Origin of the sequence: Xylophilus sp. GOD-11R (assembly GCF_033546935.1) — a bacterium.
In the GTDB taxonomy this organism is placed as follows: Bacteria; Pseudomonadota; Gammaproteobacteria; order Burkholderiales; family Burkholderiaceae_C; genus Xylophilus.
Map to the genome: position 1 here is coordinate 609,834 of NZ_CP137854.1, position 25,976 is coordinate 635,809.

At 66.8% G+C, this 25,976-nt stretch carries 32 protein-coding genes, 1 tRNA gene and 1 pseudogene; 24 read left to right on the top strand and 10 right to left on the bottom strand.

From position 1 onward, the window contains the following. Nucleotides 1–242: 242 nt before the first annotated feature. The 7 genes from hisI to tatC all read left to right on the top strand — a co-directional run bounded on the left by hisI (nt 243) and on the right by tatC (nt 3,565). Nucleotides 243–632, top strand: a complete 390-nt coding sequence (gene hisI / locus R9X41_RS02810) for a phosphoribosyl-AMP cyclohydrolase (protein ID WP_318633384.1) — start codon at nt 243–245, stop codon at nt 630–632. Between the two features lie 32 nt (nt 633–664). Further along, on the top strand, nt 665–1,060 hold the full coding sequence (locus tag R9X41_RS02815) for a phosphoribosyl-ATP diphosphatase (RefSeq protein WP_318635134.1): 396 nt from the start codon (nt 665–667) through the stop codon (nt 1,058–1,060). Between the two features lie 31 nt (nt 1,061–1,091). Continuing rightward, entirely contained in the window at nt 1,092–1,484 is a 393-nt protein-coding gene (locus R9X41_RS02820) for a DUF4870 family protein (RefSeq protein ID WP_318633385.1), read from the top strand. Between the two features lie 14 nt (nt 1,485–1,498). Next, nucleotides 1,499–1,870, top strand: a complete 372-nt coding sequence (locus R9X41_RS02825; protein WP_318633386.1) for a histidine triad nucleotide-binding protein — start codon at nt 1,499–1,501, stop codon at nt 1,868–1,870. A gap of 73 nt (nt 1,871–1,943) precedes the next feature. After that, the gene (gene tatA / locus R9X41_RS02830; RefSeq protein WP_318633387.1) at nt 1,944–2,192 is read left to right on the top strand and encodes a Sec-independent protein translocase subunit TatA; all 249 of its coding nucleotides are present in this window, start codon (nt 1,944–1,946) and stop codon (nt 2,190–2,192) included. Nucleotides 2,193–2,248: 56 nt separating this feature from the next. Then, complete coding sequence (gene tatB, locus R9X41_RS02835; protein ID WP_318633388.1) at nt 2,249–2,728, top strand: Sec-independent protein translocase protein TatB; 480 nt, start codon at nt 2,249–2,251, stop codon at nt 2,726–2,728. Nucleotides 2,729–2,767: 39 nt separating this feature from the next. After that, on the top strand, nt 2,768–3,565 hold the full coding sequence (gene tatC, locus R9X41_RS02840; protein ID WP_318633389.1) for a twin-arginine translocase subunit TatC: 798 nt from the start codon (nt 2,768–2,770) through the stop codon (nt 3,563–3,565). A gap of 73 nt (nt 3,566–3,638) precedes the next feature. On the opposite strand, the gene R9X41_RS02845 is transcribed toward tatC, so the two are convergent. The 6 genes and pseudogenes from R9X41_RS02845 to R9X41_RS02870 all read right to left on the bottom strand — a co-directional run bounded on the left by R9X41_RS02845 (nt 3,639) and on the right by R9X41_RS02870 (nt 9,591). Further along, a complete protein-coding gene (locus R9X41_RS02845; RefSeq protein ID WP_318633390.1) occupies nt 3,639–4,376 on the bottom strand; it encodes an ABC transporter ATP-binding protein in 738 nt (245 codons plus the stop codon). A gap of 101 nt (nt 4,377–4,477) precedes the next feature. Then, nucleotides 4,478–5,245 (bottom strand): annotated as a pseudogene (locus R9X41_RS02850) (ABC transporter ATP-binding protein); the annotation flags it as partial. Further along, nucleotides 5,242–6,105, bottom strand: a complete 864-nt coding sequence (locus R9X41_RS02855; RefSeq protein WP_318633391.1) for a branched-chain amino acid ABC transporter permease — start codon at nt 6,103–6,105, stop codon at nt 5,242–5,244. The gene R9X41_RS02855 and the pseudogene R9X41_RS02850, both read right to left, overlap by 4 nt. 2 nt (nt 6,106–6,107) lie before the next feature. Then, nucleotides 6,108–6,989 carry a branched-chain amino acid ABC transporter permease gene (locus R9X41_RS02860; protein ID WP_318633392.1) on the bottom strand — a complete coding sequence of 294 codons (882 nt, stop codon included), beginning with the start codon at nt 6,987–6,989 and terminating at the stop codon, nt 6,108–6,110. 110 nt (nt 6,990–7,099) lie between these two features. Continuing rightward, nucleotides 7,100–8,260 carry an ABC transporter substrate-binding protein gene (locus R9X41_RS02865; RefSeq protein ID WP_412556657.1) on the bottom strand — a complete coding sequence of 387 codons (1,161 nt, stop codon included), beginning with the start codon at nt 8,258–8,260 and terminating at the stop codon, nt 7,100–7,102. 170 nt (nt 8,261–8,430) lie between these two features. Then, a complete protein-coding gene (locus R9X41_RS02870; protein ID WP_318633393.1) occupies nt 8,431–9,591 on the bottom strand; it encodes a S1C family serine protease in 1,161 nt (386 codons plus the stop codon). Between the two features lie 105 nt (nt 9,592–9,696). Here R9X41_RS02870 and R9X41_RS02875 point away from each other — a divergent pair, with 105 nt between their 5' ends. The 10 genes from R9X41_RS02875 (at nt 9,697) to R9X41_RS02920 (ending at nt 17,788) form a co-directional block, all read left to right on the top strand. Continuing rightward, nucleotides 9,697–10,476 carry a Nif3-like dinuclear metal center hexameric protein gene (locus R9X41_RS02875; RefSeq protein WP_318633394.1) on the top strand — a complete coding sequence of 260 codons (780 nt, stop codon included), beginning with the start codon at nt 9,697–9,699 and terminating at the stop codon, nt 10,474–10,476. Continuing rightward, on the top strand, nt 10,473–11,525 hold the full coding sequence (gene pdxA / locus R9X41_RS02880) for a 4-hydroxythreonine-4-phosphate dehydrogenase PdxA (RefSeq protein ID WP_318633395.1): 1,053 nt from the start codon (nt 10,473–10,475) through the stop codon (nt 11,523–11,525). Before R9X41_RS02875 ends, pdxA begins: the two co-directional genes overlap by 4 nt. Before the next feature lie 122 nt (nt 11,526–11,647). Continuing rightward, entirely contained in the window at nt 11,648–12,265 is a 618-nt protein-coding gene (petA, locus tag R9X41_RS02885) for a ubiquinol-cytochrome c reductase iron-sulfur subunit (protein WP_318633396.1), read from the top strand. A gap of 15 nt (nt 12,266–12,280) precedes the next feature. Continuing rightward, nucleotides 12,281–13,681 (top strand): cytochrome b, encoded by a 1,401-nt coding sequence (locus tag R9X41_RS02890; protein WP_318633397.1) that lies wholly within the window; start codon nt 12,281–12,283, stop codon nt 13,679–13,681. Between the two features lie 15 nt (nt 13,682–13,696). Continuing rightward, the gene (locus R9X41_RS02895; RefSeq protein WP_318633398.1) at nt 13,697–14,458 is read left to right on the top strand and encodes a cytochrome c1; all 762 of its coding nucleotides are present in this window, start codon (nt 13,697–13,699) and stop codon (nt 14,456–14,458) included. 103 nt (nt 14,459–14,561) lie between these two features. Further along, entirely contained in the window at nt 14,562–15,173 is a 612-nt protein-coding gene (locus R9X41_RS02900; RefSeq protein ID WP_318633399.1) for a glutathione S-transferase N-terminal domain-containing protein, read from the top strand. Nucleotides 15,174–15,186: 13 nt separating this feature from the next. After that, nucleotides 15,187–15,705 (top strand): ClpXP protease specificity-enhancing factor, encoded by a 519-nt coding sequence (locus tag R9X41_RS02905; RefSeq protein WP_318633400.1) that lies wholly within the window; start codon nt 15,187–15,189, stop codon nt 15,703–15,705. Between the two features lie 396 nt (nt 15,706–16,101). Continuing rightward, the gene (locus tag R9X41_RS02910; protein WP_318633401.1) at nt 16,102–16,554 is read left to right on the top strand and encodes a hypothetical protein; all 453 of its coding nucleotides are present in this window, start codon (nt 16,102–16,104) and stop codon (nt 16,552–16,554) included. A gap of 73 nt (nt 16,555–16,627) precedes the next feature. Continuing rightward, on the top strand, nt 16,628–17,665 hold the full coding sequence (locus R9X41_RS02915) for an Ig-like domain-containing protein (RefSeq protein ID WP_318633402.1): 1,038 nt from the start codon (nt 16,628–16,630) through the stop codon (nt 17,663–17,665). 47 nt (nt 17,666–17,712) lie between these two features. Further along, nucleotides 17,713–17,788 (top strand) — tRNA-Thr (locus R9X41_RS02920). A 124-nt stretch (nt 17,789–17,912) separates the two neighbouring features. On the opposite strand, the gene R9X41_RS02925 is transcribed toward R9X41_RS02920, so the two are convergent. From R9X41_RS02925 to R9X41_RS02940, 4 genes are read right to left on the bottom strand one after another with little or no spacing between them, the layout of a single operon-like run. Then, on the bottom strand, nt 17,913–18,056 hold the full coding sequence (locus R9X41_RS02925; protein WP_318633403.1) for a hypothetical protein: 144 nt from the start codon (nt 18,054–18,056) through the stop codon (nt 17,913–17,915). 41 nt (nt 18,057–18,097) lie between these two features. Further along, nucleotides 18,098–18,682, bottom strand: coding sequence for a TetR/AcrR family transcriptional regulator (locus tag R9X41_RS02930; RefSeq protein ID WP_318633404.1), 585 nt, complete (start codon nt 18,680–18,682; stop codon nt 18,098–18,100). Between the two features lie 5 nt (nt 18,683–18,687). Beyond that, nucleotides 18,688–19,086, bottom strand: coding sequence for a RidA family protein (locus tag R9X41_RS02935; RefSeq protein ID WP_318633405.1), 399 nt, complete (start codon nt 19,084–19,086; stop codon nt 18,688–18,690). Next, nucleotides 19,086–19,895, bottom strand: a complete 810-nt coding sequence (locus R9X41_RS02940) for an alpha/beta fold hydrolase (protein WP_318633406.1) — start codon at nt 19,893–19,895, stop codon at nt 19,086–19,088. The genes R9X41_RS02935 and R9X41_RS02940 overlap by 1 nt, the downstream gene beginning before the upstream one ends. A gap of 120 nt (nt 19,896–20,015) precedes the next feature. Between R9X41_RS02940 and R9X41_RS02945 the strand changes: the two genes are divergently transcribed. The 7 genes from R9X41_RS02945 to R9X41_RS02975 are packed head-to-tail and all read left to right on the top strand — an operon-like array spanning nt 20,016 to nt 25,940. Beyond that, nucleotides 20,016–21,392 carry a metal-dependent hydrolase family protein gene (locus R9X41_RS02945; RefSeq protein WP_318633407.1) on the top strand — a complete coding sequence of 459 codons (1,377 nt, stop codon included), beginning with the start codon at nt 20,016–20,018 and terminating at the stop codon, nt 21,390–21,392. 12 nt (nt 21,393–21,404) lie between these two features. Continuing rightward, complete coding sequence (locus R9X41_RS02950) at nt 21,405–22,229, top strand: alpha/beta fold hydrolase (protein ID WP_318633408.1); 825 nt, start codon at nt 21,405–21,407, stop codon at nt 22,227–22,229. Further along, on the top strand, nt 22,226–23,527 hold the full coding sequence (locus R9X41_RS02955) for a Rieske 2Fe-2S domain-containing protein (RefSeq protein WP_318633409.1): 1,302 nt from the start codon (nt 22,226–22,228) through the stop codon (nt 23,525–23,527). The genes R9X41_RS02950 and R9X41_RS02955 overlap by 4 nt, the downstream gene beginning before the upstream one ends. Further along, nucleotides 23,524–23,991, top strand: coding sequence for an aromatic-ring-hydroxylating dioxygenase subunit beta (locus R9X41_RS02960; RefSeq protein WP_318633410.1), 468 nt, complete (start codon nt 23,524–23,526; stop codon nt 23,989–23,991). The genes R9X41_RS02955 and R9X41_RS02960 overlap by 4 nt, the downstream gene beginning before the upstream one ends. A gap of 10 nt (nt 23,992–24,001) precedes the next feature. Beyond that, complete coding sequence (locus R9X41_RS02965; RefSeq protein WP_318633411.1) at nt 24,002–24,310, top strand: non-heme iron oxygenase ferredoxin subunit; 309 nt, start codon at nt 24,002–24,004, stop codon at nt 24,308–24,310. Then, on the top strand, nt 24,307–25,140 hold the full coding sequence (locus R9X41_RS02970; RefSeq protein WP_318633412.1) for an ABC transporter permease: 834 nt from the start codon (nt 24,307–24,309) through the stop codon (nt 25,138–25,140). The genes R9X41_RS02965 and R9X41_RS02970 overlap by 4 nt, the downstream gene beginning before the upstream one ends. Before the next feature lie 20 nt (nt 25,141–25,160). Next, nucleotides 25,161–25,940 (top strand): ABC transporter ATP-binding protein, encoded by a 780-nt coding sequence (locus R9X41_RS02975; RefSeq protein WP_318633413.1) that lies wholly within the window; start codon nt 25,161–25,163, stop codon nt 25,938–25,940. Nucleotides 25,941–25,976: the final 36 nt, after the last annotated feature.

Sequence of the window (25,976 nt, forward strand, 5' to 3'; positions counted from 1 at the left end):
GATTCCGGGACGCCGTTGGGCCGGCTTTGCCGGACGACCAGCGTCGCCCCCGGTAGGGGGTTGGCGGCTACACGTAGTGAGCAAGCCTGGGGGCGAGCCAAGTTCTCAGCGTCGCCCCCGGCAGGGGGTAGGCGGCTACACGTAGTGAGCAAGCCTGGGGGCGAGCCAGGTTCTCAGCGTCGTCCCCGGCAGGGGGTTGGCGGCTACACGTAGTGAGCAAGCCTGGGGGGGATAATGGTCCCATGAATTGGTTGGACGAAGTGAAGTGGGACGCGCAGGGCCTGGTACCTGTCATCGCCCAGGAACAGGGCAGCAACGATGTCCTGATGTTCGCGTGGATGAACCGGGAGGCGCTGCAAAAAACGGCGGAGCTCGGCCGCGCGGTGTATTTCAGCCGCTCGCGCCAGCGTCTGTGGTTCAAGGGCGAGGAGTCGGGCCACGTGCAGACAGTGCACGAGATCCGCCTCGACTGCGACAACGACGTGGTGCTGCTCAAGATCACCCAGCTCGGCCACGAGCCCGGCATCGCCTGTCACACCGGCCGTCACAGTTGCTTTTTCAGCGTCCTCAAGAATGAAGTCTGGACGCCGGTCGAGCCGGTGTTGAAAGACCCGGAATCCATCTACAAATGACGATCACGACCCGCACGACGAACCCGACGACGATGACCCCGCTCGATTCCGCCGCCCCCATCTCCGACGCACTCGCCCGGCTGGCCGCCGTCATCGACAGCCGCCAGCCGGCACGCGGCGGCAACCCGGACGAAAGCTACGTCGCCCGCCTGCTGCACAAGGGGCCCGATGCATTTCTGAAGAAAATCGGCGAAGAAGCCACCGAAGTCGTGCTCGCCGCCAAAGATGCCGACCACGGTGGCGATCGCCAGAAGATCGTCAACGAGGTGGCCGACCTGTGGTTCCACTGCATGGTGGCCTTGTCGCATTACGGGCTGTCGCCGGCCGACGTGGTGGGGGAACTGACCCGGCGCGAAGGCATGAGCGGCATCGAGGAGAAATCCCTGCGCAAGGTGCGCGCCCGCGAAGCCGAAGAACGCGCGGACTGAGTCGAAAGACGACGCGCCAGGAGTTCGACACATGGAAGATTTCCGTCCCCCCACGACCGTCCCGGGCAAGACGCCGGACGACAGCCTGGCCACCTTCGGCTGGATCAGCTACATCCTGCACCTGATCGTGGCGGTCGCCGCCGTGGTGCCCGGCGCGCAGGTGTCGATCTCGTTGCTGCTGATCGCGCTGGTGCTCGACCTGGTCAAGCGATCGGACGCCGATGGCACCTGGCAGGAGTCGCATTTCCGCTGGCGGCTGCGCTCGGTGCTCTGGGCCGGCGCGCTCTACCTGCTGACCGCCTGGCTCTGGCTCATCTTCTTCATTCCGGGCTGGATCGCGTGGACGATCATTTCGCTCTGGTTCCTCTACCGCATCCTGCTCGGCATGGTCCGCATGAACCGCCGGCAGGCCATGGACAGCTAATTTCCCGCACCACCATGACCGCACCGCTTCGCCACGACCCGGACTGCATCTTCTGCAAGATCATCGGCGGCCAGATCCCGTCGCGCAAAGTCTTCGAAAACGAAGAAGTGTTCGCTTTTCACGACATCCATCCGGCGGCGCCGGTGCATTTCATGGTCGTGCCCAAGGCGCATATCCCTTCTCTCGCGCAGGCTACGCCCGAGGATGCCGGCCTGCTTGGGCGCATCATGTTGCTGGCGCCGAAGCTGGCGCTGGAACAGGGCTGCAAGCCATACCCCGACGGAGGCTTCCGGGTGGTGGTCAATACCGGCGCCGAAGGCGGCCAGGAAGTGCACCATCTCCACGTCCACGTCATGGGCGGCCCACGTCCCTGGGCCAGGGGCTGACCTTCTTTTGTGGGCCTTTCCCGACGACGACCGTACGGGCGCCTAAAATCGCAGACATCTTTAGGAGATATCCATGGGTTCGTTTTCCATCTGGCACTGGTTGATCGTGCTGGCCATCGTGGTGATGGTGTTCGGCACCAAGAAGCTTCGTAATCTGGGCTCCGACCTGGGCGGCGCGGTCAAGGGTTTCAAGGACGGCGTGAAGGACGGTTCCACCGATCCGGCCGAGCCGGCGGTTCCGCCGTCGTCGGCGCATGTCGCGCATTCGTCGAACGCGGCCGACAAGGCTCCGATCGACGTCGAGACCAAGACCCGTTCCTGAGACCTGCCGTTGTCGCTCTCGTTTCGTTACTCATCGACTGAAAGCAGCACCGCACCGTGATCGACATCGGCCTCTCAAAGATGGCGCTCATCGGCGCGGTGGCGCTGATCGTCATCGGCCCCGAAAAGCTCCCGCGCGTCGCGCGCACCGTGGGAACCTTGCTCGGCAAGGCCCAGCGCTACGTCAACGACGTCAAGGCCGAGGTCAACCGGTCGATGGAGCTCGACGAACTGCGCAAGATGAAGGAAACGGTGGAGTCCGCCGCCCGCGATGTGCACCAGTCGGTGCAGACGCAGGCCAGCGATTTCCAGAGCGGCGTCGAGAACGCCTACTCGGGCTACGACAGCGCGAACAACATCGCGCCGCCCACCACCTACGTGGAGCCGCAGCCGCCGCAGTACCGCCATCCGGGCAAGAACTGGCGCCTCAAGCGGGGCGCCACGCCGCAGTGGTACAAGGCTCGCTCCGGTGTGCGCACCAAGGCGCAATCCGGCGCGGCGCGCGTGGCGCGCCATCGTCCCCAGAAATCCAACTAAAACCCTGGCGGCGCCGCCTTCGGCGAGCCCGCTCTCCCCATGCCTGATCCCTCACGCGACGACGAACTCGCCGGCACCGAACAGCCCTTCGTCGAGCATCTGATGGAGCTGCGCGACCGGCTGGTGAAGGCGCTGATCGCCGTCGCCATCGCCGGTGGCGTGTTGTTCTTCTATCCCGGCCCGGGCGCCCTGTACGACCTGCTGGCGGCGCCGCTGATCGCACACCTGCCGCAAGGCGCGACGCTCATCGCCACCTCGGTGATCTCGCCCTTCATGGTGCCGCTCAAGATCCTCATGATGGCGGCCTTCACCGTGGCCTTGCCGGTGGTGCTCTACCAGGTGTGGGCTTTCGTGGCGCCGGGGCTGTACCTGCACGAAAAGCGCCTGGTGCTGCCGCTGGTCATCTCGTCGAGCGTGCTGTTCTTCATCGGCATGGCGTTCTGCTATTTCTTCGTCTTCGGCAAGGTGTTCGCCTTCATCCAGAGCTTCGCGCCCAAGAGCATCACGCCTGCGCCTGATATCGAGGAATACCTGAGCTTCGTGCTGACGATGTTCCTGGCCTTCGGTATCGCCTTCGAGGTGCCGATCGTGGTGGTGGTGCTGGCGCGGCTCGGGCTCGTCAGCATCGACAAGCTGAAAGCCTTCCGGGGTTATTTCGTGGTCGGTGCCTTCGTCGTGGCGGCGGTGGTCACGCCGCCGGACGTGGTGTCGCAGCTCTCGCTGGCCATTCCGATGTGCATTCTTTACGAGGTCGGCATCTGGGCCGCCCGGATTTTCATCCGGACCACCAAGGCGCCGGACGAAGACGACCAAAGCCGCGCCGACACGGCGGCCTGAGCCACCCGTCATCCGAAGAAAAAAAGGGCGGTCGCCAGATGGCGACCGCCCTTTTTGTTGACGCGGCGCGGACTCAGCCGCCCAGGTAGGCGTCCTGCACCTTCGGATTGCCCAGCAGTGCGGCGCCGGAGTCGGCCAGCACGATCTTGCCGGTCTCGATGACATAGCCCTGGTCGGCGATCTTCAGCGCCTGGCGCACGTTCTGTTCGACCAGGAAGATGCTCAGGCCGCGCTGGTTGATCGACTTCAGGGTGCGGAAGATGTCCTGCACGATGATCGGCGCCAGGCCCATCGAAGGCTCGTCGAGCAGCAGTACCCGGGGGCGTGCCATCAGCGCGCGGCCGATCGCCAACATCTGCTGCTCGCCGCCCGACAGGTTGCCGGCCAGGCCCGCGCGGCGTTCGGCCAGGCGGGGGAACAGGCCGTAGACGTAATCCAGATCCTGCAAGCGCTCCGCCCGGTTGCGCCGGGTGTAGGCGCCGAGCTCCAGGTTCTCGTGCACCGTGAGAGTGGTGAGCGTGGCGCGGCCCTCGGCGACCTGCACCAGCCCGCCGCCGACGATGCGGTGCGGTGCCAGCGAGCCGATGTCGCGGCCGTCGAAGACGATCTTGCCGGCCGCCTTCTTCACCAGGCCCGACAGCGCCAGCAGGGTGGTCGACTTGCCCGCGCCGTTGGCGCCGACGAGGGTGGTGATCTTGCCCTCCTGCAGTGCGAAATCGATGCCTTTTACCGCTTCGATATGGCCGTAGGCGACCTTCAGTCCCTCGACCGAGAGAATGGTCTTGTTCGCAATGTTCACGGCGTCACTCATGCTTGTGCTCCCGGTGCCGGGACGGAGGTCGGCGCCACGCCGGCGGCCACGGCCGAGGGGGCGCCGTCGGTCACGATGCCGTGCGGGCCGGCGGCTTCGGGCTCGTCGTCCTCGCGGCCCAGGTAGGCCTCGATCACCTGCGGATCGTTGCGGATCTGCTCCGGGCCGCCCTGCGCGATGATGCGGCCGAAGTTCAGCACCGCGATCTCCTGGCACAGACCCATCACGAAGCGCATGTCGTGCTCGATCATGAAGATGGTGTAGCCGCGGGCGCTGATCTGCTCGATCTCGCGCATCAGCTCGGTCTTCTCATTGGCGTTCATGCCGGCGACCGGCTCGTCGAGCAGCAGCAGACGCGGCTCGGTGGCCAGCGCCCGCGCGAGTTCGAGCTTGCGCTGTTCGCCGTAGGAGAGGTTGTCGGCAGTGTCCTCGGCTTTGTGCTCGAGCTTCATCCACGACAGCAACTCGCGCGCGCGTTCGCGGGCCCGTTTTTCCTCGGAGCGGAACAGGCCGGAGGTGGCCAGCAGCCCCAGGTTGCCGTAGCGCAGCTGCGCGTGCATGCCGACCATCACGTTTTCCAGCAGGCTCATCTCCTTGAACAGGCGGATGTTCTGGAAGGTGCGCGCGATGCCGCGCCGGGTGATGAGGTGCGGCTTCTGGCCGGCCAGGTCCTGGCCGTCGAAGGTGATGGTGCCGGCGGTGGGCGGCAGCAGACCGGTGATCAGGTTGAACACGGTGGTCTTGCCGGCGCCGTTGGGGCCGATCAGGCCGAAGATGCCGCCTTGCGGAATCTTCAGGTTCACGTCCTGCAGCACCTTCAGGCCGCCGAAATGGCGCGAGATGCCCTTGAGTTCGAGAGTCGCGCTCATGCTCGCTGGCCTCCGCGTCCGAACCACTGGCGGATGCGCGCCGGATCCCAAAGGCCTTTGGGCAGGAACAGCACGATCAGCACCAGGATGAGGCCGTTGACCACCAGGCGGAAATCCTGGAAGCCGCGCAGCACTTCGGGCAGCAGTGTGAGGATGGTGCCGCCCAGGATCGGGCCGGTCAGGCCATTGATGCCGCCGAGGATCGCCATGGTGAGAATGTCCACGCCACGGTCGAAGCCGTATTCGTTGGGGCCGATGAAGAAGGTGAGGTGCGCGTTGAGCGTGCCCGCCAGGCCGGCGATGGCCGCGCCCATGACGAAGGCCAGCATCTTGTGCGCGCCGACGTCGATGCCCATCAGGCCGGCAGCGGTCTCGTCTTCCTTGATCGACTCGAAAGCGCGGCCGACACGCGAATGCCGCAGGCGCCAGAGCACCAGCAGCACCAGCCCCAGCGCCAAAGCCACGTGCCACCACTGGGTCGACTGCGGAATGCCGTTGAGCCCCAGCGCGCCGCCGGTGACCGATTCGGTGTTGAGCACGAAGATGCGCACCACTTCGCCGAAGGCCAGTGTCGCCATCGCCAGGTACACGCCCGACAGCCGCAGGGTCGGCTTGCCGATGACGAAGGCCACGATGGCGGGCGCCACCATGCCGGCGGCGATCGACACGATGAAGGGCGTGTCGTAGTTCATGGTGAGCAGCGACGCGGTGTACGCGCCGATGCCCATGAAGGCCGCGTTGGCCATGGCCAGCATGCCGCAGGACAGCGTCAGGTAGATGGACAGGGCGAGCAGGGCGTTGACGCCCAGGCCGAGCACCAGGTTGCTATAGACGGCCCAGAAATTGTCGAAGGCAGCCATCGTCAAACCTTCCGTTCCTGCAACGTGCCGAACAGTCCCTTGGGCCGCACCAGCAGCACCAGGAACAGCAGCCCGAAGGCTACCGCGTCACGCATGTTGGAACCGATGTAGGCCACCGACAGCACCTCGGCGAAGCCCAGGAACAGGCCGCCCAGCATGGCGCCCCGGATGTCGCCCATGCCGCCCAGAATGATCACCGCGATGCCCTTGTGCAGCATCGGCTGGCCCATCAGCGGGAACAGCGCGTTGGAGTACAGACCGATCAGCACGCCGGCCACGCCGCCCAGGCCGGCGGCGGCGAAGGAGGTCAGGTAGAACAGCCCTTCGACGTTGATGCCGACCAGATAGGCCGCCTTGGGCGACTCGGCGATGGCCCGCAGTGCGCGGCCGAGCTGGGTTCGCTTGAGTGCGATCATCAGCACCGCCATCAGCACGAAGGACAGCAGGATGATGCCCAGCTCCAGCGCGGTGAGGTGCAGGCCGCCGAGGTTCATCGAGTCGCTCGACACCACGCCCGAGGGGAAGCGCAGGTTTTCGGCACCGAAAATGCCCTGCACGCCGTTGTTCAGCACGATCGCCACGCCGATGCTGGCGATCATCGGAATCAGGTGGGGCGCGTTGCGCTGGCGCAGCGGGCGCAGCACCAGGAAGTCGATCAGCAGCCCCAGCACGCCGCAGACGACGAAGGAGAAGACGAGCGCTGCCCACAGCGGCAGGTTCAGGTGGACGATGGCCTGGACCGCGGCATAGGCGCCGACCATGAAGACGGCGCCGTGGGACAGGTTGATGACGCCGAGGACGCCGAAGATGAGGGTGAAGCCGAGTGCGAAGAGGGCGTAGACGCACCCCAGCGACAAGGCATTGATTAACTGCTGTTCCAGCACGGTGGTAATCCTGCGGAAGCGCCGCCGGTGCGGCGCCTGAATAGGGCAAGAGCCAGAAATGCAAAAGGACGGCGCCGTGAGGAGCCGTCCGTTCGCCGCGAGAAGTCTCTTTATTTTTCGATACTGAACTTGCCGCCGCGCGTCACGCTGACGATGGCGTTCTGCTTGGCGTCGTAACCGGCGGGTTTGCCGGCACGGTCCTTGGCCTGGGCGAACTCGAAGGCGCCGGTAGCGCCCGTCCACTTGGCCGAGGGGAGGGCATCACGGAGCGCGGCGCGGTCGGCCGGCACGGAGCCTGTCAGCTTGACCTTTTTGAGGCCTTGGGCTGCGATATAGAGGGCGTCGTAGGCCTGCGCGGCGAACTGGTCGGGCGCAGTCTTGAACTTGGCGGTGTAGGCGACGATGAACTTGCGGTTCTGCTCGGTCTGGTTCTCGATGGACCAGGGGCTTCCCACCCACAGGCCTTCGGCCTTTTCCTTGGCCAGGTCGAAGATCTTGACCGAGTTCATGCCGTTGCCGCCGATGATCGGCACGTTCAGGCCGACCTGGCGGGCCTGCACCATGATGGGCGCGCCTTCGGCGAGCAGGGCCGACAGCACGATGGCATCGGGGTTGCTGGCCTTGATCTTGGTCAGCTGCGCCTTGAAGTCCACGTCGCCCTTGGCGAAGGTTTCGGTGGTGGTCACCGGGATCTTCAGGTCTTCGAGCGCCTTCTTGAAATTGTCGTAGCCGCTCTTGGTGAAGACGTCGTCGTTGCCGTAGAGCACCGCGACCTTCTTCAGGCCGGTCTTGGCGGCGGTCACCTTGAGGGTTTCGGGCAGCACGTCGGCTTCGGTGACCGAGTTGCGGAACACGAATTTGCCGATGGAGGTGATGCCGTCGGCAGTGTTGGAGGTGCCGAACACCACGGTCTTGCTGGCCTGTGCGATCGGGTCGGCGGCCTGGGCCGAATTGGACAGCGTGGGGCCGAACACCATCAGCACCTGGTCCTGGAAGATCAGCTTCTTGAAGACGTTGATCGCCTCTTCCTTGTTGCCGCGTTCGTCCTCGATCACCAGCGCAATCTTGTTGCCGTTGATGCCGCCTGCGGCATTGAGCTCTTCGGCCGCCAGCTGGAAGCCGTTGCGGATCGCGACGCCGTATTGGGCGGCGCCGCCCGACAGGGCTTCGGCGACACCGATCTTGATGTCGGCAGCCTGGGCGGCAGAGGCGAGGCCGGCGGCGGCCATCAGCGCGAAAACGGCACGGCGCTGGAACGAAATTGCGGTCATGGGATGTCTTCCTTGGGAGAGTCGCGTCAAAAACGCGAGGGCGAATTCTAGCCGCCGGGCTTGCGCCGTCCCCTGGGGGCGTGCCCGATGCACAGCGGCCAGCTACGGTATTGGTGCGAAAAAGCCGTGTTTTGTCGTTTTTTACGCAACGAATATGCGGGTAATCCCGCTTATTCCTGCTGTTGTTGCTGCTGCAGCCGGGCGCGTGCCGGCCGGACCGCCGGCGTCACCGGCACTTCGATCTTGCTGTCGCCACGCATCAGTCCGAAGGCGGCGGGCGAGCCGGGCTGCAGCGCGGCGACCGAAGACAGCAGTTCGGCGACGTTGGCGATCGGCTTGTCGCCGACCTGCACGATCACGTCGCCCGGCCGGATGCCGGCGGCGGCGGCCGGGCCCGCCTGCAGCACGCCGGTGATGATCACGCCGCGCGAGGCTTTCACGCCGAAGGTCTCGGCGAGTTCGGGCGACAGCTCGCCCGGCTCCACGCCGATCCAGCCGTAGGTGACGCGGCCGTCGCGCACGATGCTCTCCAGCACCCGCTTGGCGGTGGAGACGGGAATGGCGAAACCGATGCCCATGCTGCCGCCCGAGCGCGAGAAGATGGCGGTGTTGATGCCCAACAGCGTGCCGCGCACGTCGACCAGCGCGCCGCCCGAGTTGCCGGGGTTGATGGCGGCGTCGGTCTGAATGAAGTTCTCGAAGGTATTGATGCCGAGCTGGTTGCGGCCGAGCGCGCTGACGATGCCGCTGGTGACCGTCTGGCCGACGCCGAAGGGGTTGCCGATAGCCAGCACCCGGTCTCCGACCTCGATGCGGTCGGAGTCGCCCAGCACGATGATCGGCAGCTTGTCGAGGTCGATCTTGACGATGGCCAGGTCGGTTTCCGGATCGGTGCCGATGAGCCGGGCGCGGGCCTGGCGGCTGTCGGGCAGCATCACCTCGATCTCGTCGGCGCCTTCGACCACGTGGTTGTTGGTGAGGATGTAGCCCTCGGGACTGACGATGACGCCGCTGCCCAGGCCCGCCTGCGGTTGCGACGGCGCCTGGTTGCCGAAGAAGAAACGGAACCAGGGATCGTTCATGCGCGGATTGCGCACCGCCGTCTTGCTGGTGGTGATGCTGACGACCGCCGGCGCGGCCTTCTTGGCCGCGCCCGACAGGCTGCCCGCCTCGGGCGTGGTCAGCGGCGTCTGCGGCGCTTCGAGCAGCGACACCACGCCACCGCCGAAGGACGGCCGGCCGACCCACTGCGGCTTGAACACGCTCACCACGAAGTAGACCGCCAGCGCGATGGTGACGGTTTGCGTGAACAGCAGCCAGGTACGTTTCATGAAGTGGATCGACGCGAAGAAAGTGAGCGAAAGAAGGGCGGGCGACGCTGACGAGGATTGTCCGCGAAAGACGGCGCAGCGCCGGGCCTCGGAGACAATGCCCGCATGGAAGTCCAGACCCCGAACCGCGGCGGCACCACCGTCGGCCGCGATGCCTTGCTGCGACGCTTCGACGCGCTGCTCTCGCCCGCCCGATTCAAGGATTACGGCCCCAACGGCCTGCAGGTGGAGGGCCGCGCGCAAGTTGGTCACATCGTCTCGGGTGTGACGGCCAGCCGCGCGCTGATCGAGGCCGCGATCGAGGCGCGGGCCGACGCGATCTTCGTGCACCACGGCCTGTTCTGGCGCGGCCACGACGGCCGGGTGACCGGCTGGCTGCGGCAGCGGCTCGGCCTGCTGCTGGCGCACGACATCAGCCTGTTCGCCTACCACCTGCCGCTGGACGCCCATGCCGATTTCGGCAACAACGCCCAGCTCGGCGCCCGTCTGGGCTGGGTCGCCGATGCGCATTTTGGCGAGCAGGACCTCGGTTGCATCGGCGACACCGCTTTCGAGGACGCCGAAGCCCTGGCGCGCCATGTCGAACGCGTGGTGGAGCGGCCGGTGACGCTGGTCGACCCGGCGCGCGGGCCGATCCGGCGCGTGGCTTGGTGCACCGGTGGCGCGCAGGGCTTTTTCGAAGCGGCTATAGCCGCCGGCGCCGACGCTTTCGTCACCGGCGAGATTTCCGAGCCCCAGGCGCATTACGCGCGGGAGCTCGGCGTGGCCTTCATCGCCTGTGGCCACCATGCGAGCGAGCGCTATGGCGCGCCGGCGGTCGCCGGCCACGTGGCGGCGGAGCTCGGTCTGCGCCATACCTTCATCGACATCTACAACCCCGCATGAGCACGACCGACACCATGACCACGCCTTCGGCCTTGCCGATCGCCGTCACCGCCGGTGACCCGGCCGGCATCGGCCCGGAGATCGTCGCGAGGCTGTTCCGCGACCATGCCGACGAGATGCGCGGCTGCTTCGCGGTGGGCGACGTGGCGGTGCTGAGGCGCGCGGCGGAATGCCTCGGAACGCCGTCGTTGCCGGTGGCGGTGCTGGCCTCGGCCGGGCAGGCGTGGGCGGCGGCGCCGCACTGCCTGCCGGTGCTGCCGGTCGTCGAGGCGCGAGCGCCAGTGGACTGGGGCGTGATCTCTGCCGAAGCCGGCCGCCAGGCGGCCGAGGCGGTGGTGTGGGCGTCCCGCGCCGCACTGCGCGGCGCGGTGGCGGCGGTGGTCACCGCACCGCTGCACAAGGAAGCCCTGTCGGCCGCCGGTGTCGACTTTCCCGGCCACACCGAACTGCTGCAGGCCGAGGCGGCCGCGCATGCCGGCACAACCATCGACCGCATGCCGGTGCGCATGATGCTGGCCAACCAAGAACTGCGCACCGTGTTGGTCAGCATCCATATGTCGTTGCGCGATGCGCTGGACGCGGTCACCTTCGACAACGTGCTGGCCACGCTGCGCATCAGCGCCACGTCCTTGTCGCGGCTGCTCGGCCGGCCGGCCCGGCTGGCGGTGGCCGGCGTGAATCCGCATGCGGGCGAGGGCGGGCTGTTCGGCCGCGAGGAGATCGACATCGTCGCCCCCGCCATCGCCGCCGCGCGGGCCGAAGGCATCGATGCCCACGGGCCGTTCCCGCCCGACACCATCTTCATGCGCGCCCGGGCCTCCGCCGGCCGTGCCGACGGCTTCGACGCGGTGGTCGCGATGTACCACGACCAAGGACTGATCCCGGTCAAGTACCTGGGCATCGAGGACGGCGTCAACGTCACGCTCGGACTGCCGCTGGTGCGCACCAGCCCCGACCACGGCACCGCCTTCGACCTCGCCGGTACCGGTCGGGCCGACGCCTCCAGCCTGCTGGCGGCGGTGCGCATGGCGCGCCGCCTGGCCGGCTGAAGAGGCCGTTTCTTCACTCGGCCACGGGGGCTGTCTAAGGGCTACCACGCGGTCCGCCAGCGTGGCGGCGCCACTACAATCTTGGGCTGATTCCACCCAGCGATGAACATTCGAGGAAATCCATGAGTGCATCAGTAGTCGACAGCAAACAGATCGACAGCGGCAAACGGGTTTGGCTCATCGCATCGAGTTGCGCGGGGGTGGTCGGCGGCGTGGCGACCGCCGTGCCCTTCGTCAGCACCTTCCAGCCGTCGGAGAAGGCCAAGGCCGCCGGCGCACCGGTCGAGGTCGACATCTCGGGCCTGAAGGAAGGCGAGAAGATCACCGTCGAATGGCGCGGCAAGCCGGTCTGGATCGTCAAGCGCTCGGCCGCCGAAATCGCTGCGCTCCCCAAGCTCGACGGCCAGCTGGCAGATCCCCAGTCCAAACGCAACCCCGACGAATTCACCCCCGAATACGCGCGCAACGAAGGCCGATCGATCAAGCCCGAGGTGCTGGTGGTGATCGGCATCTGCACCCACCTCGGCTGCTCGCCCACCGACAAGTTCCAGCCCGGCCCGCAACCGTCGCTGCCCGCCGACTGGGCCGGCGGCTGGCTCTGCCCCTGCCACGGCTCCACCTTCGACCTGGCCGGCCGGGTCTTCAAGAACAAGCCCGCGCCCGACAACCTGCCGGTGCCGCCCCACGTCTACCTGAGCGACACGCGCCTGCTCATCGGCGAAGACAAGAAGAGCGCCTGACCCGAGGGAACCGCCATGGCTGATTTCAAGGACATCTCGCCCAACGCACCCGTCGGGGCCAAGCTGATGAACTGGGTGGACAACCGGTTCCCGGCCAGCAAGCTCTACAAGGAGCACATGAGCGAGTACTACGCTCCGAAGAACTTCAACATCTGGTACATCTTCGGATCGCTCTCGCTGCTGGTGCTGGTCATCCAGATCGTCACCGGCATCTTCCTGGTGATGCACTACAAGCCCGACGCCGCTCAGGCCTTCGCGTCGGTCGAATACATCATGCGCGACGTGCCGTGGGGCTGGCTGATCCGCTACATGCATTCCACCGGCGCCTCCGCCTTCTTCGTGGTGGTCTACCTGCACATGTTCCGCGGGCTGATGTATGGCAGCTACCGCAAGCCGCGCGAGCTGGTCTGGCTGTTCGGCTGCGCCATCTTCCTGTGCCTGATGGCCGAGGCCTTCATGGGTTATCTGCTGCCCTGGGGCCAGATGTCGTACTGGGGCGCCCAGGTCATCGTGAACCTGTTCTCCGCCATTCCCTTCATCGGCCCGGACCTGGCGCTGCTGATCCGGGGCGACTACGTGGTAAGCGACGCCACGCTCAATCGCTTCTTCGCCTTCCACGTGATCGCCGTGCCGCTGGTGCTGCTGGGCCTGGTGGCCGCGCACATCGTGGCGCTGCATGAAGTGGGCTCCAACAACCCCGACGGCGTGGAGATCAAGAAGCACAAGGACGAGAACGGCATTCCGCTCGACGGCATTCCATTTCACCCGTTCTACACGGTGCACGACATCTTCGCGGTGTGCATGTTCCTGATGGTCTTCAGCGCGGTGATCTTCTTCGCACCCGAGGCCGGCGGTTACTTCCTGGAGTACAACAACTTCATTCCAGCCGACGCCCTGAAGACGCCCAACCACATCGCGCCGGTCTGGTACTTCACGCCCTTCTATTCGATGCTGCGCGCCATCACCAGCGAGATGATGTATGCGCTCATCGCCGCCGTGGTGGCGGCCACCGCGTTCACGGTCGTCAAGAGCCGGCTCGCGCTGTTCTTCAAGGCGCTGATGGTGCTGGTGGCGCTCGGCGTGGTGGCCATGATGCTCAGCATCGACGCCAAGTTCTGGGGTGTGGTGGTGATGGGCGGCGCGGTCATCATCCTGTTCTTCCTGCCCTGGCTCGACCACAGCCCGGTCAGGTCGATCCGCTACCGGCCGAACTGGCACAAGTACCTCTACGGCATATTCGTCGTTGATTTCCTGGTGCTCGGCTACCTGGGCGTGCAGCCGCCTTCCGACCTGGGCGGGCGGGTGTCGCAGCTCGGCACCTTCTACTATTTCGGCTTCTTCCTGCTCATGCCCTGGTGGAGCCGCCAGGGAACCTTCAAGACGCCGCCGGACCGGGTGGTCTTCAAGCCCCACTGAGCCGGACCGCCGAACATGAAAAAAACTATCCTCACGATGATCGCGACGCTCGGACTGGTACTGGCCCAGGCCGGCCATGCCGAGGAAGCCGGCTACGCCTGGGACAAGGCGCCCAACCAGACCAACGACCTGCGCTCGCTGCAGAACGGTGCCAAGCTCTTCGTCAACTACTGCATCGGCTGCCATTCGGCCGCCTTCATGCGCTACAACCGGCTGGGCGACATTGGCCTGAGCGAAGCCCAGATCAAGTCCAACCTGCTGTTTTCCACCGACAAGGTCGGCGAGACCATGAAGGCCGCCATCGACCCCAAACAGGCCAAGGACTGGTTCGGCGCCAACCCGCCCGATCTCACCGTCATAGCCCGCTCGCGCTCGGGCCACGGCGGCACCGGTCCCGACTACCTATACACTTTCCTGCGGACTTTCTACCGCGACGACGCCCGTCCGACCGGCTGGAACAACCTGGCGTTTCCCAACGTCGGCATGCCCAATCCGCTTTGGCAACTGCAAGGCCAGCGACGCCCGATATACGAAGAACGCGAACAACATGGACACAAGACTCAGGTGCTCGCTGGATGGGAGCAGCTCACTCCGGGCACAATGTCGCCCCTGCAGTACGAGCAGGCGGTCGGCGATCTGGTCAACTATCTCCAGTGGATGGGCGAGCCCGCGGCGAACACCCGGATCCGGGTCGGCGTGGGAGTCCTGATATTTCTGGGTATCTTCACCCTCATCGCCTGGCGCCTCAACGCCGCGTACTGGCGCGCCGTGCGCTGACCTTTCCAACGCTTTCGTGCGGACCGGTGTCCGCGCGGCTTTTTCCCTCCGGAGCGGGCATTTCAGGATGTCCCGCTCTTTCGATTTTCAGGAGCCTCCCGCCATGATGGTGCTTTATTCCGGAACGACTTGCCCTTTCTCCCATCGCTGCCGCTTCGTGCTGTTCGAGAAGGGAATGGACTTCGAGATCCGCGACGTCGACCTCTACAACAAGCCCGAGGACATCAACGTGATGAATCCTTACGGGCAGGTGCCGATCCTGGTCGAGCGTGACCTGATCCTGTACGAGTCGAACATCATCAACGAGTACATCGACGAGCGTTTCCCGCATCCGCAACTCATGCCCGGCGACCCGGTCGACCGTGCCCGCGTGCGCCTGTTCCTGCTGAACTTCGAGAAGGAACTCTTCGTGCATGTCAGCGCCCTCGAAGCGCGTGCCAGCAAGGGCAACGACAAGGCGCTGGAAAAGGCCCGCTCGCACATCCGCGACCGCCTTACCCAGCTCGCGCCGGTGTTCCTCAAGAACAAATACATGCTTGGCGAGAACTTCTCCATGCTCGACGTGGCTATCGCGCCGCTGCTCTGGCGCCTGGACTACTACGGCATCGACCTCAGCAAGAACGCCGCGCCGCTGCTCAAGTACGCCGAGCGCATCTTCTCGCGTCCGGCCTACATCGAGGCGCTGACGCCCTCCGAAAAGGTGATGCGCAAGTAAGCGGGGCGTCGGCATGAACGCCCTGGAATCTTCCTCCACCCGGCCGTATCTGCTGCGCGCGCTTTACGAGTGGTGCACGGACAACGGCTTCACTCCCTACGTCGCCGTGGCGGTGGACGACACCGTCCAGGTGCCACGCGAGTACGTCAAGGACGACGAGATCGTGCTGAACATCAGCTACGACGCCACCAGCGGCCTGCAGATCGGCAATGAATTCATCGGATTCAAGGCCCGGTTCGCCGGCATTCCGCGCGACATCATGGTGCCGATCGGCCGCGTGATGGCCATCTACGCCCGCGAGAACGGCCAGGGCATGGCGTTCCCGCTGCTCGATCCGGGCCCGGCGCCGCTGGCGTCGGCTCCCGCGCCGGCGGACGATTCCGGCTCCCGCATCGTGCAGTTGGTGGCCGGCGAAGACGCCGGCGCGCCGGCTTCCGGCGACGCCACGCCACCGGAGCAAGGCGATGACAAGGATCCGCCCAAGCCCGGCGGCAACGGTGGCGGCCGGCCTTCGCTCAAGCGCGTGAAGTAGACGACCGCAACCGCAGCGGGCCGGTTTTCTACCCGACCACTGCCCATGGCTCGATCTCTAAGGTCGGGCCATTTTTTTTGTCTGGCGCGATATGGCGGCAAATCGCCGAGAACGTAACGGGCAAATCGCTTGCACCGTGTTTTCTTCGCCTGAAACTCGTGATTCCAACGGTTGCTCGCCTGAAGCTGCACCTGGCGATGTTCAGGAAATCCAATGGTTGCAAGCATTTCCGTGAGGGCGGTCACTTGCATCCATTAGTGAGCGAGATTTCCGGAGTTCTGAAACAGAACGTACAAAACAATTGATTTTGCGTCAAATGAAATACGGGGGAAAAATCACTACGAGCGTTAAGTAGTGCGTTAATCTTTCTGGCACCGTCAACCAAACGACAAAACCATGAAAGTCAAGCCACTTCCGCTTCGCTCGTCATGTCAGCTGGCATTCCATCGTGATAATGACGCACCACCGCTCATCAAACTGAAAACCGATCTTCCGGCGATTTTTTTTGAATCGCGCATCAACAAGATGGCCGGTTTGCGTCGGGCCGGTCGGCATTACCGAAATGTTCGATGCCGAAATATGGCCGCGGCCATCTGCATGCCGAGCGTCGGAGATTTTGCCGGAGGAACCCTGTCGATCCTCCCCTGGCTGGCCTTGGTCATGGTGGCGTTCGTCGCCTTGCCGTTGATGATCAACCTCACCCGCATGGTGCGTGCTCGTCACCGGAGTTTCATGGCGAATTGGTTGGAAAGAAAACGCCTTTCGCGGCATCGCGAAAGAATTATTCGGCAGTCGATCCTGTCGAGCAATACGGCTGCGCAATATCGATCTTCGCGCGCCGACCGCTGAATGCGGCCATCTCTTATCAATATCGACATCGCTCTTTTCCAAATATCTTCCACCATCGACCCGGAGATACACCATGCATATCGAAATCGTCACGGCTGGCGGCGCCAGTCAATCGGCAATGTCTTCTGCGCCCATGGTGTTGGCGGGCGGTGAGCCAGGACGGGTGCGGCCATCGCCGGGCACGCGCATCGCCTGGGCGGCCGACACCGTGCGGCCGGTGGGGGCGGCCGGCGCGGATCCGGTGCTGATGGTGCAGGTGGACGGCCCGACCATCGTCGAGCTGGCCGGTTTCCATGATTCGCCGGGCGTGGTGCTCGAAGGCGGCGGCTGGATGCCCGCCGGACTGCTGGAGGGGCCTTCCTCCACCTCCACCCCGAGCTTCTTCGGCCAGTCCACCAACGACCATACGCCGCTGCTCGGTGGCACCGCCGATGCCGGCTGCCTGGTGCTGGTGAGCGTGGGCGGTGCGGTGTTCTGCGTGACGGCCGACGGCGAAGGCGGCTGGTCGCTCGACACCGCCGCCACCCGGCCCATGTCCGGTCGTTTCGACCTCGGCCCCGACGGCGTGAAGGACCTGCTGGTCACCAGCATCGACGGTGCCGGCAACAGCAGCGGCATCTCCGGCACCTTCACCCTGGACACCACGCCGCCGCCCATGCCCACGCTCGAGACCATTTCCGTCGATAGCCAACGCCCCGTGCTCCACGGCCGCGCCGAACCGGGCAGTGCCATGACCGTCGGGGTGGGTGGCGTCATCTACGAGGTCCGGACCGACATGCTGGGCCGCTGGCAGGTCGACACCGCCGAGGCCGCTCCGTGCTCCGGCTGCCTGCACCTGGGCGAGGCCGGCCACAAGAAGATCGCGATGGCGTGCGCCGACGACGCCGGCAACGTCACCACGGCCGAAGCGTGGTTCACGCTCGAAGACCGCAAGGCGTCACTGTCCGCCTGCGAATGCGCCGACCAGGCATCCCCGGCCGATGGCGCCGGGCATAGCCAAGGCCACGACGAGGCGTCGCGCTCCCTGTTCTTCAGCGCCGCTGCCGCCACCCGCAACGCGCTGGCCGCCTTTCGCGGCCGCCGGGCGGGGCACGCCGGCCTGCGCCACTGACGCGCGATCCGCGCCCTTCGGCCATCGCTTAGAATCTGGCCCCTTGCGCCGCTTTAGCTCAGTTGGTAGAGCAACCGCCTTGTAAGCGGTAGGTCGTCAGTTCGATTCCGACAAGCGGCACCATTCCTGGCACCCAGCCTACCCCGTAGGCGGGCCGGGGCAGGTGGCACCATCCGATAACCGTCGACGCTGGCCGCTGTAGTCCTTTTCCGTTCACGGACCATCGGCGCAGGATCGACGGCCCCCCTCACTGGCGCACGGCGAGCTGTCCATACTCCGCTTCGAGGACCTGCGGCCAACGCTGCCTGCTGGCGCCTGCCGGCAAGACGTCACCGACGTCCTCGCCGAACCCATCGAAGACATTCGCCGCATCGGCCTGGTCGAGACGCAAGACCGCGTCATGGCAGCCTGGGGCAGCGCCGGCGCCTCGCGTTACAGCGGCGCCGGCCCCGTCAGCATCGCGCAGAATGCGTCGATCGTGGCGTCGGTGCATTTGTGCTCGGGCATGGTGTGGCGGTACATGATGTAGCCGTCCATCGCCATCACGATCATGTGCGCGATCTCGGTGCCCTGCACCAGGGAGTGGCGCTCCGGCGGCAGGCAGTCCAGCAACATGCGCTCGATTTCCTGCTCCATCCAGCTGATGAGCCCGGTGCGGTACCGGTCCTCCGGCGTAGCGGTGGAGATGGCCTGCACCACGTTGTTCGCGAAGCCTTCCTCGTATGCCGGCAGCTCCCGCCACAGCACCTCCAGGATGCGCCGCAGGCGCCGGGGCTTCGAGCGGCGGCTGCGCAGGTCCAGGCCGAGCGCGGCGAAGCGCGCCCGCATCCAGGGGTCGTGGATGGCATAGAGCACCTCCAGCTTCGACGCGAAATACGAATACACATTGGGCGGCGATATGCCCGCGCCGCGCGCGATCATCGGCACCGTGGTGGCGCTGTAGCCGCGCGCGGTGAACAGCTCGAAGGCCGACGCCAGGATCGCGGTGCGGATCTCTTCCTTCTTGACCTGCGACATGGGCTTCAGTCCGCCGGCCGGAAGGCCACCGCTTCCACTTCGATCAGCCAGGCCTCGTCGAGCAGCCCGGCCACCAGCACCAGCGTCGACGCCGGCCGGTGCTGCCCGAGGCAGCGGCTGCGGATCGGCCGCATGGCGGCGTTGTCGGCACGGTTCACCAGGTAGGTGGTGGTCTTGACCAGGTGTTCCATGCCCATGCCCGCGCCGCGCAGCGCACGCAGCAGGTTGCCCCAGGCGAGTTCGGCCTGCGCCTCGATGCCCGCGGGCGCGATGCCCTGTGCATCGATGCCGACCTGGCCGGAGACATGCAGCCACTCGCCGGCGCCGTGCACCAGCACGGCCTGCGAATAGGGCCCTGCAGGCTGCGGCAGGTCCGATGGATTGAGGGTTTGCATGGAATACATCAGTTCAGCAGGTGATCGAGCGCGAGCGCGGTGACTTCGTCGGTGCGCTCCAGCATGGGATTGTGGCCACAGCGGCCCAGCAGCATGAGCCGGGCCCGGGGCAGGTGATCGAGAAGGTGCAGCGCGCTGTCGCGGTAGGGCACCGGCCGGTCGTCGCGGCCGTGCACCAGCAGGACGTCCGCCTCCACCCGGCCCAGCAACGGCGGCGCGAGCCAGCCGGACTGCAACGCGGCTTCGCGGCCGGCCGCCATCATCGCGGCGAAGTACGCGCCGCGCCCCTCCTGCGACAGCAACTCGAAGCGCGCGGACACCTGGGCGTCGGTGAGCGACGCGGCATCGTAGACCGCGCCGGTCATGGCCGCACGCATCGCCTCGGCGCTGGTCGGCGTGGTCCAGAAGCGTTCCAGCACCGGATTGACGGTGCGCATGCCGCCACCGGCGCCGGTGCCGACGACCTTGCGCACCACGGGCGATGCCGCGGCCGCGCTTAGGGCCACCGCCGCGCCCATCGACTGTCCCCACACGTCGACGCGGTCGCCGCCGATGCGCCGCAAGGCGGCCTCGGCCTGCCGGACCCACAGCGGAAAGTCGAACAAGGGCGGTGCCGTCTTGCGCGGCGATGCACCAAAGCCGATCAGGTCGATGCCGTAAAGCGTGCGGTGCGCCGCCAGCGCAGGCACCACCGCACCGAAGTTCGCATGGAAGGAAGTGCCCGGGCCGATGCCGTGGATCAGCAGCAGCGGCGGGCCCTCGCCCTCGATATGCACTGCGAAGGAGCCGTTTTCGAAATGCCAGTTTTCGGTCTTCATGAATCGATGTGCCGCCGTGTGGCACGCGGGTTGCTTTGCCGAATGCTAGTCGGTTTTGACGATTCGCGGAAGCGCCGCCACCGCCGCGCCTTCCTTTCAGACAGCAAGACAAGCACCACGATGACATCGAGAACATTCATTCGCTGCGGCCGGCTCTTCGACGGCCTGTCCGGCCTCGCCGAGACCGATCGCACCCTCGTGCTCTACGGCGACACGATCGACTGGGCCGGCCCCACGGCCCAGGCGCCCGCACCGCAACCGGGCGACCGGGAGCTCGACTACTCGGCGCACTTCGTGATGCCCGGCATGGTCGACTGCCATGCCCACATTTCCTACGGCAACGCGCTGGCGCAGGAAGACATCGACCTCTACGCCACGATGGAATTCCGCACCCTGCGCTCGATGGTCGCGGCGCAGGCGATCCTGAAGTCGGGCTTCACCTCGATCATGGATCCGGCCTGCTCCGGCCTGATCGCACCAGCGGTGCGCGACGCGGTCAACGTCGGCCTGGTGCAGGGCCCGCGCATCACCGCGTCGGGCCGCGCGCTCACCACCCAGCAGGGCCTCTACGACTGGTATCCCTCGTGGGTAGGCGTGCCCGAGCCGTCCACCGGCATCATGACCGGCTCGATGGAGGAGGCGATCCGCATCATCCGCCAGCAGGCGCGCGACGGCGTGGACGCCATCAAGCTGACCATGGACGGCATCCACGCGCGCCGCAACGGCGGCGGCCTGATCGCTGCCTATACCCAGGCCGAGACCCACACCATGGTCGACGAGATCCACCGGCTCGGCAAGCTCGCGGTGGTGCACGCGCGCGGCAAGGAGGGTGCGCTGTACGCGGCGCGCGCGGGCGTGGACATCGTCTTCCACGCCTCCAACATCTGCGACGACGGCATCCAGGCGGCGCTCGACAACAGCACCTGGCTGTGCCCGTCGCTCGCCCTGCTGGTCAACAACATCGAGTTCCACGAACCGACCGACGCGTCGGCGCCGTGGTGGCCCGACATCCAGCGCCGCGAACTCGTCGCCGCCTCGCAGAACCTGCGCCGCGCGCGGGCGGCCGGCGTGCGTTTCATGTCGGGCTCCGAGGCCGGCTTCGCGGTCACGCCCTATGGCGAATGGGGTGCGAAAGAACTCGAGGCGCACGTGCGCTACCTGGGCTTCACGCCGGCAGAAGCCATCCGCTGCGCCACGGTCGACAGCACCCGGCTGCTGCGCGAGCGCGACAAGCTCGGCGGCCTGGTGATTGGCAAGCTCGCCGACATCGTGGTGGTCGACGGCGACCCGCTGGCCGACATCACCGTGCTGCAGCGGCGCGAGGCGATCCACGCGGTGCTGCTCGGCGGCCAGCCGGTGGACCTTACCCCGGCGCCCACGCATGCCCGGCATTTCTCCGAATTTTCCCAGGGCATGTGGAGCAAGGTCTACGACCGCGCCTACGTCAACGCCCACCTCCAACCCGCCGCCGCCCTGGCGCCGCAGACCGTCGCCTGAGCGCCTTCCACCATGATGCAATTTCCCCTCACCGTTGCGGGTGTCACCACCCGCGTGCTGCAGGCCGGCCACAGCGGCCCGGCCGTGCTGTTCATCCATGGCCTGTCGACCCGGGCCGACCGCTGGAAGGCCGCGCTCGAGCGCCTGGCCGCCCGGGGCCATCGCGCCATCGCCTTCGACCTGCCGGGCCACGGCCTGGCCGGCAAGCCCGCTGACTTCGACTACAGCTCGGCGAGCCTGGCGCAGTACACGCTGGGTGTCATGAATGCGCTGTCCCTCTCGCACGCCCACCTGGTCGGCACCTCTCTCGGCGGGCACATCGCCGCCCTGGCGGCCATCGCCGCGCCGCAGCGCTGCGACAGCCTCTACCTGGTCGCGCCGCTGGGCCTCGCGCCGGTGGCGCCGGAGGCCGGCGAAGGCATACGCCGCAGCGTGCGCAACGTGTCGGTCGAAGGCGTGCGGGCCAAGCTCGCCAACGTGTTCGTCGACCCTGCTTTCGCCACCGAAGACCTGATCGTGGAGGAGTCGCGCATCAACGGCTCCGAGGGCGCGGTGGAGGCCCTGAGCGCACTCGGCGACTACATCGTCGAGCGGCTCAACGGCGAGCTGCTGGACCGGGCGCTGGTAGACCTGTCGGCGCGCCTGCCGGTGGGGCTGCTGTGGGGCGAACATGACCGCATGGTGTCGCTGTCGGTCGGCCACGACGCGGCGCGGCTGCTCGGCCTGGGCGAGTTGCCGGTGATGCCGAACACGGGCCATGCGCCGTACGTGGAACAGCCCGACGCCTTCGTGCAGCGCTGGTTCGATTTCGCCCGATCGTCCGTGGAGGCCGCATGAAGCTCGCCGACATTCCCGTGCACGCCGCGGCGCCGGCCGACCCGCTGGACGGTTTTCGCTGGCCCACCGACGACTTCACCCGCACCCCCTACCGCGTCTTCACCGACGAGGCCATCTACCAGCGCGAGATGGAGCGCATCTTCCGTGGCCCGGTCTGGAACTACCTCGCGCTGGAGGCCGAGGTGCCCGAGCCAGGCTCCTACAAGACGGTGCAGATCGGCAACGTGCCGGTGGTGGTGTCGCGCAATATGCAGGGCGAGGTCACCGCCTTCGTCAACCGCTGCGCGCATCGTGGCGCGACGGTGGTGCGCCAGGAGTTCGGCCGGGCCGAGGGCCACGCCTGCATCTATCACCAGTGGAACTACGACAGCTCGGGCGACCTCTGCGGCGTGCCCTACCGCCGCGGCCTCAACGGCTGCGGCGGCTATCCCAAGGACTTCAAGCCTGCCGAGCACGGCCTGCAGAAGCTGCGGGTGGCGCTCTACAAGGGCCTGGTGTTCGGCAGCTTCGCCGACGAGCCACCGGAGCTGCTGGCGTACCTCGGCACCAACATCGTCACCCACCTCGACCGCATCTTCGTCAAGCCGCTCAAGGTGCTCGGCTACCACCGCCAGCGCATCTCGGCCAACTGGAAGCTCTACTTCGAGAACATCAAGGACCCCTACCACGCCGGCCTGTTGCACACCTTCATGGCGACCTTCGGCGTGTACCGCTCCACCCAGAAGGGCCACACCCTGCTGAGCCCGGGCGGAGGCCACGCGGTGGTGTATTCGGTCACCAACACCGACAGCGTCGAGAGTGTGGTCGAGGCCTACCAGGGCACCGACAACAAGTACCAGACCGACTTCGCGCTCCAGGAGCCCGGCCTGCTGCAATGGTCGCCGGACTTCCACGACGGCATCGGCAACCTGATCGTCTCGGTGTTCCCCAACATGGTGGTGCACCAGATCCTCAACACGTTCGCCACGCGGCAGGTGCGGCCGCTGGGCACCGGCGCCATGGAGCTCTACTGGACCTACTTCGGCTTCGAGGACGATGCCGCCGAGCGCACCGCCGCGCGGCTGCAGCAACTCAACCTGGTGGGGCCGGCGGGCTACATCTCGATGGAGGACGGCGAGGCGATCCGCCTAGTGCAGCAGTCCATCACCGGCGAGTCGCGGGACGCCACCTCCTTCATCGAGATGGGCGGCCGCGGCCCCATCGTCGATGCCGACCACGTGGTCACCGAAGTCTGCACCCGCGGCCTCTGGCAGCAGTACGCCCGCACCATGGGCTTCGCGCCGGAGGCCGCCGCATGAGCCCGCGCGAACGAGTCCAGGAGCTGCAACTGCGATACGCCCACGCCATCGACGACGACGCGCTGGAGCAGTGGCCGGGCTTCTTCACCGCCGAAGGCCGCTACCGCGTGATCCCGCGCGAGAACCATGCGCGCGGCCTGCCCGCCTGCCTGATCGACTGCCGGGGCGTCGCCATGATGCAGGACCGCGTCGCCTCGCTGCGCACGGCCAACATCTACAACATCCACTTCGACCGGCATCTCCTGTCGCCGCCGCTGGTGGAAGCGCCCGAGGCCGACGGCACGGTGCGCGCCCGCACCCAGTTCCTGGTGATGCAGTCCGACCAGTCGGGCGTGAGCAAGCCCTTCGCCACCGGCGTGTACCTCGACGTGGTCGAGCTCGGCGGCGACACGGCACGCTTTCGCGAACGCACCGTGGTGCTCGACAGCTACGGCGTGCTCGAACTGCTCGCCACCCCCATCTGAGGCAGCCACCATGACCCAATGGCACGACGTCGGCGAACCCGGCGATTTTCCCGACGGCGCCTCCTGGCCGGTGCGCATCGCGGGCCAGGACGTGGCGGTGTTCCGCCTCGGCGAAGGCCTGCACGCGCTGGCCGACCGCTGCACCCATGGCCTGGCAAAGCTGTCCGAAGGCTATGTGGAAGACGACTGCGTGGAGTGCCCGCTGCACCAGGGCAGCTTCGACATCCGGACCGGCGAGGCACGCTGCGCGCCGGCGACCGTGGCGGTGCGGACCTTCCCGGTGCGGGTGGTCGCCGGCCGGGTGGAGGTGCAGGCATGAGCGGGGTCGTCGACGCACCGCTGGCCGCGCCGGCCACGACGACCACCGGGACGGCGCCGGCGAGCCCGGCGCGCCGCTGGCGGGCGTCGCTGGAGACGCGGTGGACGCTGGCCTCGGTCGCGGCGCTGATCGGCCTCTGGTCGATCGCCGCCCTGGTACTGCCGCCCAGCGTGTTCCCGTCGCCGCTGCGCGTGCTGGCGGCCATGGCCGCGCTGGTGCAGACCCGCGAGCTGTGGTCAGACACCGCCACCACGCTCGGCCGCATCCTGATGGCCTTCGCCCTGGGCATGGGTGCCGCGCTGGCGCTGGGCACCGCCATGGCGGTGTCGCGGCGCGCCGGCGCCTTCTTCCGGGTGTGGATCGTCTGCGGCATCACGCTGCCGGCCATCGTCACCATCCTCACCGTCTACATGGTGGTGGGCATGAACGAGCGCGGCGGCGTCCTGGGCGCGGCGCTCACCGTGGTGCCCTTCCTGGCGATCAACATCCGCGAGGGCATCAAGAGCATCGACACCCGCTTGCTGAAGATGGGCCAGATCTTCCGCGCCAGCCGCTCGCAGATCGCGCGTCGCATCGTGGCGCCGCAGATCGCGCCGATGCTGCTGGCCTCGGCCCGCTTCGGGCTCGGGCTGGTCTGGAAGATGGTGCTCTTCGTCGAGTTGCTGGGCCGCAGCGACGGCGTGGGCTTTCGCATCGAGTACTACTTCCAGCTCTTCGACATGACCAACGTGCTGGCCTACGCGCTGTGCTTCGTGGTCGTGATGCTGGCCATCGAGGTCGGCGTCTTCGGCGTGCTCGAACGCCGCATCTTCCGCTGGCGCCGCGGCTGATCCGAGAAGGAACCCAGAACATGGACCAGATCCACATCCGCGGATTGCGCAAATCCTTCGTGTCGGCCGGCCGGCTGCGCTCGGTGCTCGACGACATCGACCTTTCGGTGGCCACCGGCGAGGTGCTCGGCCTGGTCGGGCCTTCGGGCTGCGGCAAGTCGACCCTGCTCAACATCGTGGCCGGCCTCGACCGCGAACACGAGGGCGCCGTCACCATCCAGGGCCGGCCGATCGGCGAGCAGCTGGGCGCCGGCTTCCGGGTGGCCTACGTGTTCCAGGAGCCGCGCCTGCTGCCCTGGTACACCCTCACCCAGAACCTGGAGTTCGTGCTGGAGGCCGGCGGCTTCGCACGCGCCGAATGGGCGCGCCGCATCGACGACGTTCTGCAGGCGGTCAGGCTCGGCGAGTTCCGCCACTTCTATCCGGCGCAGCTCTCCGGCGGCATGCAGCAGCGCGCCTCCATCGCGCGCGCCTTTTGCATCGACCCGGACATCCTGCTGCTCGACGAGCCCTTCAGCGCCCTCGACGAGCTCACCGCCCGTGCGCTGCGCCAGAGCCTGCTGGAGCTCTGGCAGCGCTTTCGCACCACCATCGTCTTCGTCAGCCACAACGCCTTCGAGGCGGCCTTCCTGGCCGATCGCATCCTCGTGATGGGCGAGGGCCGCATCCACCAGGAACTCGACCTTCGCGGCACCGCGCGGCCGCGCTCCTACGACGACCCGGCCGTATTCGACGCCAGCCGCCAGGTGGTGCACCACCTGGAGCGCCAGGCAGCCCGCCAGAAGGCCGCCCGGGCCTGACAGAGCCGGCCCGGCCCTCCCGCATTCCCATCGCCC

Bases quoted from the DNA above. Each gene is read 5' to 3' on its own strand.
- R9X41_RS02945 (WP_318633407.1), top strand. From the start codon at position 20,016: ATGACATCGAGAACATTCATTCGCTGCGGCCGGCTCTTCGACGGCCTG.
- R9X41_RS02960 (WP_318633410.1), top strand. From the start codon at position 23,524: ATGAGCCCGCGCGAACGAGTCCAGGAGCTGCAACTGCGATACGCCCAC.
- R9X41_RS02970 (WP_318633412.1), top strand. From the start codon at position 24,307: ATGAGCGGGGTCGTCGACGCACCGCTGGCCGCGCCGGCCACGACGACC.
- R9X41_RS02965 (WP_318633411.1), top strand. From the start codon at position 24,002: ATGACCCAATGGCACGACGTCGGCGAACCCGGCGATTTTCCCGACGGC.
- R9X41_RS02900 (WP_318633399.1), top strand. From the start codon at position 14,562: ATGATGGTGCTTTATTCCGGAACGACTTGCCCTTTCTCCCATCGCTGC.
- R9X41_RS02895 (WP_318633398.1), top strand. From the start codon at position 13,697: ATGAAAAAAACTATCCTCACGATGATCGCGACGCTCGGACTGGTACTG.
- R9X41_RS02875 (WP_318633394.1), top strand. From the start codon at position 9,697: ATGGAAGTCCAGACCCCGAACCGCGGCGGCACCACCGTCGGCCGCGAT.
- R9X41_RS02905 (WP_318633400.1), top strand. From the start codon at position 15,187: ATGAACGCCCTGGAATCTTCCTCCACCCGGCCGTATCTGCTGCGCGCG.
- R9X41_RS02915 (WP_318633402.1), top strand. From the start codon at position 16,628: ATGCATATCGAAATCGTCACGGCTGGCGGCGCCAGTCAATCGGCAATG.
- pdxA (WP_318633395.1), top strand. From the start codon at position 10,473: ATGAGCACGACCGACACCATGACCACGCCTTCGGCCTTGCCGATCGCC.
- hisI (WP_318633384.1), top strand. From the start codon at position 243: ATGAATTGGTTGGACGAAGTGAAGTGGGACGCGCAGGGCCTGGTACCT.
- R9X41_RS02865 (WP_412556657.1), bottom strand. From the start codon at position 8,260: ATGACCGCAATTTCGTTCCAGCGCCGTGCCGTTTTCGCGCTGATGGCC.
- tatC (WP_318633389.1), top strand. From the start codon at position 2,768: ATGCCTGATCCCTCACGCGACGACGAACTCGCCGGCACCGAACAGCCC.
- R9X41_RS02855 (WP_318633391.1), bottom strand. From the start codon at position 6,105: ATGGCTGCCTTCGACAATTTCTGGGCCGTCTATAGCAACCTGGTGCTC.
- R9X41_RS02930 (WP_318633404.1), bottom strand. From the start codon at position 18,682: ATGTCGCAGGTCAAGAAGGAAGAGATCCGCACCGCGATCCTGGCGTCG.
- R9X41_RS02975 (WP_318633413.1), top strand. From the start codon at position 25,161: ATGGACCAGATCCACATCCGCGGATTGCGCAAATCCTTCGTGTCGGCC.
- R9X41_RS02935 (WP_318633405.1), bottom strand. From the start codon at position 19,086: ATGTATTCCATGCAAACCCTCAATCCATCGGACCTGCCGCAGCCTGCA.
- petA (WP_318633396.1), top strand. From the start codon at position 11,648: ATGAGTGCATCAGTAGTCGACAGCAAACAGATCGACAGCGGCAAACGG.
- R9X41_RS02955 (WP_318633409.1), top strand. From the start codon at position 22,226: ATGAAGCTCGCCGACATTCCCGTGCACGCCGCGGCGCCGGCCGACCCG.
- R9X41_RS02910 (WP_318633401.1), top strand. From the start codon at position 16,102: ATGAAAGTCAAGCCACTTCCGCTTCGCTCGTCATGTCAGCTGGCATTC.
- R9X41_RS02870 (WP_318633393.1), bottom strand. From the start codon at position 9,591: ATGAAACGTACCTGGCTGCTGTTCACGCAAACCGTCACCATCGCGCTG.
- R9X41_RS02940 (WP_318633406.1), bottom strand. From the start codon at position 19,895: ATGAAGACCGAAAACTGGCATTTCGAAAACGGCTCCTTCGCAGTGCAT.
- R9X41_RS02820 (WP_318633385.1), top strand. From the start codon at position 1,092: ATGGAAGATTTCCGTCCCCCCACGACCGTCCCGGGCAAGACGCCGGAC.
- R9X41_RS02890 (WP_318633397.1), top strand. From the start codon at position 12,281: ATGGCTGATTTCAAGGACATCTCGCCCAACGCACCCGTCGGGGCCAAG.
- R9X41_RS02950 (WP_318633408.1), top strand. From the start codon at position 21,405: ATGATGCAATTTCCCCTCACCGTTGCGGGTGTCACCACCCGCGTGCTG.
- R9X41_RS02845 (WP_318633390.1), bottom strand. From the start codon at position 4,376: ATGAGTGACGCCGTGAACATTGCGAACAAGACCATTCTCTCGGTCGAG.
- R9X41_RS02815 (WP_318635134.1), top strand. From the start codon at position 665: ATGACCCCGCTCGATTCCGCCGCCCCCATCTCCGACGCACTCGCCCGG.
- tatA (WP_318633387.1), top strand. From the start codon at position 1,944: ATGGGTTCGTTTTCCATCTGGCACTGGTTGATCGTGCTGGCCATCGTG.
- R9X41_RS02825 (WP_318633386.1), top strand. From the start codon at position 1,499: ATGACCGCACCGCTTCGCCACGACCCGGACTGCATCTTCTGCAAGATC.